This is a genomic window from Streptococcus sp. ELY_125 (assembly GCF_058314535.1).
This window is the reverse complement of the sequence record NZ_JBZFUM010000038.1, coordinates 1-8,256: the sequence shown is the minus strand read 5'-3', so window position 1 is coordinate 8,256 and position 8,256 is coordinate 1. Positions and strand designations below refer to the sequence as shown.

The following is an 8,256-nucleotide window of genomic DNA, read 5'->3' as shown; positions in this document are numbered from 1 at the left end:
CCATTTTATCAGCTATAGCTGATAGGAGAAACAAGATTCCTAGAAAATCTCTAAATTATCAAACACCTTATCATGTTTTTCTGAGTCAGGTGAAACTGTCCAACTTAATTTGACAATTTAAGTTTAGAAAAAATCTAGATAGATAATACTATGAATATGCGCAAAAAAACTGAGGACAAACCCCAGTTTTTATTGCTTTGTAGAAATAGCTGAATTTTTATAACCGTATGAAAAATAAATTAGTATACCTAGCACGATGGCTACAATAAAAGCAACCCACGTTACCTTTTGAAACTGGCTCATTAGCGAGAGACAGATAACAATAGAAAGTGCTGGTAGCACCGGAACCAAGGGGGTTTTAAATTGCCCTTTTACTGGTTTCCCTTTGTCTTTTCGAAGTTTTATAAGTGCTACAGATAAAACGATTAGATAGGCTAGCGTGCAGATGTTTACAAATTCTGCTAAATTAGCCAGTGGAATAATACCTGTAAAAATGATAGCAAAAACTCCGACTAGTAAAGTGGCATTCGCAGGAATTTTAGAACGAGGAGAGATGCGGCTAAAATTATTTGGCAGCAAGCCATCCCGGCTGATACTATAAACTGTCCGCGACAAGGCATAAGTCATCGAAATACAGACTGTTATAAGGGTAAGTATCGCCACAGTTGAAACATAATTAGCTGCCCAATTTAGGCCAACATGCCTGAGAGCAAAAGCAACTGCATCATCAACACCTAACTTAGTATAATGAACAATACCAGTTAAAACAAGTGTTACAACAACATAAAGGACTGTCACAGAAATTAGCGATAAGGCAATTCCTCTTGGTACCGTTTTTTGTGGCTCTTTTGTTTCATCAACTGCCATTGATAGAGACTCAAAACCAAGGAAAGCAAAGAACATGATTGATGCACCAGCCATAATTCCCGTTTTACCTCCGTATAGTTGACCGAAACCAAACGGAGCAAAATTTCCCCAATTTTCAGCGTTCAAATGGAAGAGACCAACAACAATGAACAAGGCCAAGGCTGAAAATTTTAAAATAACCAAGACACTATTAAAGCGAAGGGCTGTTTTTGAATTCATCAGTACCAGTGCTGTGACAGCAATCATGACCAGTATAGGTAACAAATCAATATAGTGTCCCTGACTTGGATCAAAAGTGCCATTTAAAGCCCTTGGTAATTCAATCTTATAACTAGCTAGAAGTCCTTTTAAGTAAGAACCCCATCCTGATGCAACACTAGAAATAGCAGTTAAAAACTCCATGATAATCATCCAGCCAACCATCCAGGCAGGGAACTCCCCTAAGGTAGCATAGACATAGCTATAAGCCCCGCCATTAGCTGGGATGCGTGAGGCAAACTCCGCAAAGAATAGCGCAGAAATTCCTACAGCAATCGCTGCAATAATGATGGAAATAACCAAGCTAGGTCCAGCGTAATTCGCAGCACCGATACCTGTTACTGTAAAAATACCAGTTCCAACCATAGAACCTAATCCCAAAAAGACTAAATCCATAACACGTAGACTACGTGCCATTTCTGTCTTTATGTGACGAGGATCTTTTTTCCGAAAAATGTTCACATATCTCTCCTTAGATTTTCTATAGTTGTAAGTTTATCATAGGGATAAATGAATGTAAATCCTTTTATCTGGCGATTTTATTTCAACTCTAATTTAGAGAGACAGGCAACTTCCAAATAGTATCAATAAAAAGAGGAGTTAGGCCAAATTGGCCTAGCTAACAAATATTGCTCCTAACCGCTGCGTCAACTTAATGAATTTAGACAAATACAAAAGAGGCGGAATTTTGATTCCAGCCTCTCATTATTAATCATTAATCAGCTTGATTTTCAGATTCAGTCATTTTCTCTTTTACTTCATCGTAAGATAAAGCATAGTTATCATTTTCAGAATCATCAAGAGCATCATCGGGCATCTTTCCTGTTTCATAAATTGACTTAATTTGAGCTGCATCAAGTGTTTCATACTTAAGCAGAGCTTCTGCAATCAATTTATGTGTCTCACGGTTAGAATTGATAACATCTGCTGCTTTGTTACGAGCTTCATTCAGAAGTTCACGAACCTCATCATCAATGACTAAGGCAGTCTGACTGGAATATGATTTATCCATTGGCATTTGGCCCGGATTCATAGCATGATTACCTTCATACTGAACAGGTCCAAGTTTATCACTCATCCCGTATTCAGTAACCATAGCACGCGCCATAGCAGTAGCCTGTTCAAAGTCATTAGAAGCACCTGATGTTTGAACATTAAAGATGATTTCTTCTGCAACACGACCACCCATTAAACCAGCTAGTTGTTCTTTTAACTCATCCTTAGATAGAAGAGATTGATCTTCCTTAGGCAAGGAAATCATATAACCACCAGCACGACCGCGTGGAACAATGGTAACTTTATGAACATCACGAGCACTTGAAAGTACCAAACCAACTATAGTGTGACCCGCTTCATGGTAAGCCACAATTTGACGTTCTTTTTCCGAAACTTTTTTATCTTTTTTAGATGGGCCGGCAATAACACGGTCTTCCGCTTCATCAATATCACTGGCATCAATCTTAGTCTTATTACGACGAGCAGCCACTAGAGCAGCTTCGTTTAAAACATTTTCCAAATCAGCACCAACAAAGCCTGGGGTTTGCTGGGCAATAACCTTGAGGTCAACATCTTCCTTGAGCGGTTTATTTTTAGAATGAACCTTCAAAATAGCTTCACGTCCTTTAACATCAGGACGGCCAACCAAAACTTTACGGTCAAAACGACCAGGGCGAAGAAGAGCTGGATCAAGTACGTCACTGCGGTTTGTAGCAGCAATAACGATGATACTTTCATTTCCTTCAAACCCATCCATTTCAACCAAAAGCTGATTGAGGGTTTGTTCCCGTTCATCATTTCCGCCACCCATTCCGGCTCCACGACGACGGCCAACAGCATCGATTTCATCAATGAAAATCAAAGCTTTTTCAGCCTTTTTTGCATCTTCAAAGAGGGAACGAACACGACTAGCTCCAACACCGACAAACATTTCCACAAAATCAGAACCTGAGATGCTAAAGAAAGGAACACCGGCCTCACCAGCAACAGCCTTAGCTAAAAGCGTCTTACCAGTACCCGGAGGGCCTTCAAGAAGAACCCCGGTTGGAATACGTGCTCCTAAAGCACGGTATTTTTTTGGATTTTTTAGAAAATCTACAACTTCGACTAATTCCTGTTTTTCCTCCTCAGCTCCGGCAACATCAGAAAAACGAACTTTAATATCCCCCTGACTGGCAGCCTTAGCCTTATTACGACCAAAGCTCATAGCGCCTCTGGCACCACCGCCGCCACCTTGATTCATCAGGAAATAAAAGAGCATTCCCATGATAACTAAAGGAACAAAGAGGCTAAAAACATAAGACAGAATCGTCCCACTAGAACTCTCTGGAATAACTTTTATCTTCGTATTAGAATCATTAGCCGCCTTCTCTAATTGGTTCAAAGACGAATCACTTGGTAGGATGATGGATGTAAACTTGGTAACAGAAGCAGACCCACTATTAAAGAAATTAAAATCAGCATTCCCATTTTCTGATGAACTCTTCTTTGCCTTAGCATAGTCACCCGTTACTTTAACAACACTGCCGCTCGGTTGATAAGTGACCGACTTAACATCACCATCTTTTATTTCCTTCACTAGGGTCGAATAACCAATTTCCTTGGTCTGACTAGAATCCCCCTTGAAATAAAAATTAAGAGCCGTAACTCCCACGATAATGAGAGTGAGGTAGACATAGGCATTTCTGACTAACCCATTTTTATTTTTATTATTCATTGACTAACAAAAAACTTTCTAATTACTCGTGTGTGTAAATTTCTTCTTTTAAGACACCAACATAAGGCAGATTACGATACTTTTCCGCATAATCTAAACCAAACCCGACAATAAACTCATTAGGAACATCGTAACAGATATAATCCGCTTCAATATCAACAACCCGTCCTTCAGGTTTATCAAACAGAGTTGCAATTTTTACGGAACTGGCCTTACGATACTTGAACATATCGCGTAGATAGAGGAGAGTACGTCCAGTGTCAATAATATCTTCAACAAAGATGACATCCCGACCCTCTATATTAGTATCAACATCTTTTAGGATCTTAACTTCGCCACTACTTTGTGTACCACCTTGATAGCTGGAAACAACCATAAAGTCAATCTCAATATGAGTATCAATATGCTTAATCAACTCAGCCATAAAGGGAACAGCGCCTTTTAATACTCCTACTAAAAGAGGATTTTTATCAGCATAATCTCGTGTCAACTGCTCACCAAGCTCTCTTGTTTTAGCAGTGATTTCCTGAGCAGAATACAGCACTTTTTCAATGTCATTATCCAGAGTCATAAGTCACCAGTTTCCTTAGTTTCTATACACAATTTGGCTCTTATTGTAACACATTGAGGCACTTTTCTCAAATATAAGTTTCCTCCAGCAAGGACAAAAATAATCTGCCCATCTTGTTCTGCTACGACTGCCGTTTGTCGATCCTTTATAGAAATTTTTTCATCAATAAAAAGGCGGCGCAGCTTCTTATGAAAATTCCCAAAATCCAGTTGATCGCCTGCCTGCCTAGGTCGTAAGGTAATTGGCGATAGACTGACCAGATCTACATCGCCAATCTGGCCAAATTTAAAGCAATTTTGACCAATACTGACGATATTGCCATATTCTAACACTTTAGCGGTAAAGCTGCTATCCGTCTCAGGACCGATTTTATCAATCCAAAATCTTTTATCCGCAACATGTAAATAAAAACCTGCTTTCAGATAATAGACACACGCTTGGGACTTTTGTAACTGTTTAAGAGTTTGATTAAATTGAGGTTTGCTCAACCTTAAATCAGAGAAATTAGCTAGATAATCTTGCAAAAGAAAATATTGTACAGCTTTTGTTTGCGCTCTAAATACTTCCAAATTACCCTTTTTAAAATCAGCCGTTAAATCCATCAGGGCTGTCAGCAATAAGTCGGTCTCTTCTCCCAAATCTCGAAGGTGTCGGGAGAAAGCAGGATTTTCCTGCGACAAATATGGTAAATACTCCCTACGAATTCTATTACGAAGATAACAATTGCTGGCATTTGTTTCATCTTCAAAGTGAAAAATAGTAGGCAGTTCACTTTTTGAAATCGTTAAAAACGGACGAATCAGTTGACCGCCTGCAAAGGACTGTATGGCTGCCATTCCGCCTAAATGTCTGAGACGACTACCACGTAACAGGCGCATAAATATTGTTTCTGCCTGATCATCAGCATGATGAGCTGTCACTAAGGCTGTATAGCCCTTTTCCCGCATGAGGCGCTCAAAAAAATGGTACCTAAAATCACGTGCTGCTTTTTCAGAAAATCTTCCCGAAAAATAAGAGACAAAAAATGGAATATTCTGATGACTAGTCCACTCTTTTAAGTAAGCCTCTTCCTTATCTGATGATTCTCTTTGTTTATGGTTAACATGAGCTACCCCGATAGTAATGTCTAGGTCATCTTTATATTGATGTAAGAAATGGAGTAAATTCATTGAATCTACTCCACCTGAGACTGCCACTAAAACCTTTTTATGAGAGGTAAAATACCCTTTTTTCTGAATATCTTTGAAAATAGTTTGATAAATCATTTTAAAATCCTGTACACACCATCAGCGATAGCTGTAATATCATCATAGGTAGCATTTTCTGTAAAAACAGATAAAACAAAGGGGGTATCACCATAAACAATAGCTACATCATGACGGTATTCGTAGGCATCACCAATTTTGTGAGCGACTTTTACAGGGATATTTTTAGAAATCCGCTGCTTATCAAAATCAGTCGAGGATAGATAATTTGTAATATCGCCATTTTGCTCATAGATAGCTGTCATCATTTTTCCAGCTATCTTGGCAGAAACCTTACGGTTTTCCATATTCCAATCAGTGCCAATAGCTGATTTTATTGTCTTTTGGAAGTCTTCATTATACTGATTAGCCACGTAGTAACCTAAAATATTTGTAGCGACATTGTCAGAATACTGGGTAACCTTTTGCTCCAAATCTTTGATACTGTAAGTTTTATTATCAGGGGTTTTACTGATAATTCCACTTCCTTCAGTCTTATAAGCACTCTTAAAATCATTAACCGCTGCATTATAAACTAGTTTCTTAGAGCTATCTATTTTCCCTTTACTCAACTGCTCTTGAACATAATAAAGCAGGGGTAATTTACTAACACTCGCCGAATACATGATCTTATCTGCATTGATCTCAGCTGTTTTACCATTATCTAACTGCTCAACATAAATACTGTATTTATTAGAATTATTGTACTTTTGCTTCAGGAAATCTTGAACAGCTCCTATTCGTTTATCTTTTTGGGAAACCAAAGCTTCATTGATCCACCCTTGTCCTTTAATAAATAAATAACTGCCATGATGGGTAAGGGCTCTTTCAGAAACTTGAATCTTACTGTAAGCTGTAACAGCCGAACGTTTAGATACCATCCCTGCTACATAGGGATTTTCATAAATTGCTACCTCATTGCCCGTCCAATAGGACTTTTCCTTCCCTAAAGTTCTCTTAGCAAGGACCTTATCATCATAAAACTGACTGTAACTGGCCTTGGCATAAGTCCCGTTAGCAAACTGAAAAAGCGGGATTCCTTTAGAATTTGTAAATACTTTTTTTATCTTTATCTTAGAATCAGGATCAATCTTACCTGAAACCTTGGTCAGGTTACTATCAGCATAAGTTTTTACTGTTCGATAAACATTGGGATTAGCCGGAACTTTGGCAAAATAAAAGTAATCAAACTGCCGTTCTGAAACCTGATCAAACTGCTTCCAAGAGGAATAAGAAACTTCTCTGTCTCCCTTAACAGTCCAGAAAGAAACCAAAAAAATCGGCAGTAAAACTATAAGGGCAAAAAAGATGATATTCTTATTGCCTGTCTTAATCCTCATGAGGCACCTCCTCTTTTAAGGATTGATTTTTCTGTCTGAGCTCTTCTAATTTTTCATCAGAATGAGCTAAAAATTTTTCAATAATTACAATCAAATTTTCCATATATACTAATTATTGAGGAACCAGCTCAGGAATAATAAAGGTGACCTCACCTGAATTAGAGTAATGATACTTTGCACGCGCATATTTTTCCACAAACTCATCGTCTTTTAGTCGGTCAGCTAATTTTTCTTCCTGAGTTGTTTCTGACTTGGTTTGCTTATAATCCTTTTTTAGCTGAACAATCTGAGCTTTCTTATCCTGCAAATCTCGATAACTTGAAACCAAATTATAGGTTGGCAAAATAAATAGCAAGATGACAAAAATCAAAGTCCACCCCATAAAACGGTGACGCTTACGCGTTTCTTCCTCTTCATAACGTTTAGTAAGGTTAGTAACCTTGATATAGTCATTATTCAGTTGAACAACCTTATCATTTTTCCCCATCAGCGTCTATCCTTTTTTCACTAATGATCTCATACATACTCTCTGCATCTTCTTTTTTTGTACTGTCTTTCATCTCTAGAACGCGGACAGTTAACAACTTATTACCAAAACGGATCTCAATGTTATCATTAATTTTTAAATCCGTTGAAGACTTAGCTAGGACGCCATTGACCTTGATGCGACCTTTATCAGCCACTTCTTTAGCAACCGGCCGACGTTTGATAATACGTGATACTTTTAAGTACTTGTCTAATCTCATCCTACCAACTTCTTTCCTTTCTGAAGTCTATCCCTCTCATTTTACCATTTTTTGGGCTATTCGTTCTAGAGAAACTACAAAATGTAGGAGAAAAGGGGGCGTGATCAGCCCAAAATTTAAAAATTTTGGCTTTCACCATGTCTTGGTTTTAAGGTGGTTACCTGAAACAGCCTTTCCTCGGATCGTTTTTGATACTTACTTTGCAAGCTTTATTTCCTGATTAAAAAGGTCTGGGAGACCTTTGGAGCTATGCGGAGGTGGGTTTGAAATGTTCCAGTGGAGTTTGGCAATCTGGGGATAGACTGCCAAAGCCTGCCACCTAAAAACAAGTGGTAGAGGCCTAAATCTTAAAATAAGAGAGCGAGGAAAAATCAAAATCGTGATTTTATCACGATTTCAGACCGAAGACAAACTTCTTTTTGGGAGTTTGTCTTTTTTTAAAAATTCTCTAGAAAAATATGGCCTGAGGTGACAATAACTAAGGTATTTACTTGAATTTGGTCAAAATAAAAAGGCC

Annotated in this window: 8 protein-coding genes and 1 pseudogene; 1 reads left to right on the top strand and 8 read right to left on the bottom strand. The window is 38.2% G+C overall.

Going from position 1 to position 8,256, the window contains the following annotated elements:
- Nucleotides 1–113, top strand: a pseudogene (locus tag AC4HAL_RS10820) (IS30 family transposase); the annotation flags it as partial.
- A gap of 76 nt (nucleotides 114–189) precedes the next feature.
- Here the strand turns inward: AC4HAL_RS10820 and AC4HAL_RS10815 are convergent.
- From AC4HAL_RS10815 to AC4HAL_RS10780, 8 genes are all read right to left on the bottom strand, one after another.
- Nucleotides 190–1,587: an amino acid permease gene (locus tag AC4HAL_RS10815; protein WP_491094165.1), complete on the bottom strand. Its 1,398-nt coding sequence runs from the start codon at nucleotides 1,585–1,587 to the stop codon at nucleotides 190–192.
- Between the two features lie 253 nt (nucleotides 1,588–1,840).
- Nucleotides 1,841–3,838: an ATP-dependent zinc metalloprotease FtsH gene (ftsH, locus tag AC4HAL_RS10810; protein ID WP_491094164.1), complete on the bottom strand. Its 1,998-nt coding sequence runs from the start codon at nucleotides 3,836–3,838 to the stop codon at nucleotides 1,841–1,843.
- A 22-nt stretch (nucleotides 3,839–3,860) separates the two neighbouring features.
- Nucleotides 3,861–4,409, bottom strand: a complete 549-nt coding sequence (hpt, locus tag AC4HAL_RS10805; protein WP_447452925.1) for a hypoxanthine phosphoribosyltransferase — start codon at nucleotides 4,407–4,409, stop codon at nucleotides 3,861–3,863.
- Nucleotides 4,406–5,674, bottom strand: a complete 1,269-nt coding sequence (tilS, locus tag AC4HAL_RS10800) for a tRNA lysidine(34) synthetase TilS (protein WP_491094163.1) — start codon at nucleotides 5,672–5,674, stop codon at nucleotides 4,406–4,408. The genes hpt and tilS overlap by 4 nt, the downstream gene beginning before the upstream one ends.
- The gene (locus tag AC4HAL_RS10795; protein WP_491094162.1) at nucleotides 5,671–6,993 is read right to left on the bottom strand and encodes a serine hydrolase; all 1,323 of its coding nucleotides are present in this window, start codon (nucleotides 6,991–6,993) and stop codon (nucleotides 5,671–5,673) included. Before AC4HAL_RS10795 ends, tilS begins: the two co-directional genes overlap by 4 nt.
- A complete protein-coding gene (locus tag AC4HAL_RS10790) occupies nucleotides 6,983–7,096 on the bottom strand; it encodes an SP_0009 family protein (RefSeq protein ID WP_447452922.1) in 114 nt (37 codons plus the stop codon). Before AC4HAL_RS10790 ends, AC4HAL_RS10795 begins: the two co-directional genes overlap by 11 nt.
- 9 nt (nucleotides 7,097–7,105) lie before the next feature.
- Complete coding sequence (locus AC4HAL_RS10785; RefSeq protein WP_447452921.1) at nucleotides 7,106–7,480, bottom strand: FtsB family cell division protein; 375 nt, start codon at nucleotides 7,478–7,480, stop codon at nucleotides 7,106–7,108.
- Nucleotides 7,467–7,739 carry an RNA-binding S4 domain-containing protein gene (locus AC4HAL_RS10780; protein ID WP_491094161.1) on the bottom strand — a complete coding sequence of 91 codons (273 nt, stop codon included), beginning with the start codon at nucleotides 7,737–7,739 and terminating at the stop codon, nucleotides 7,467–7,469. Before AC4HAL_RS10780 ends, AC4HAL_RS10785 begins: the two co-directional genes overlap by 14 nt.
- Nucleotides 7,740–8,256: the final 517 nt, after the last annotated feature.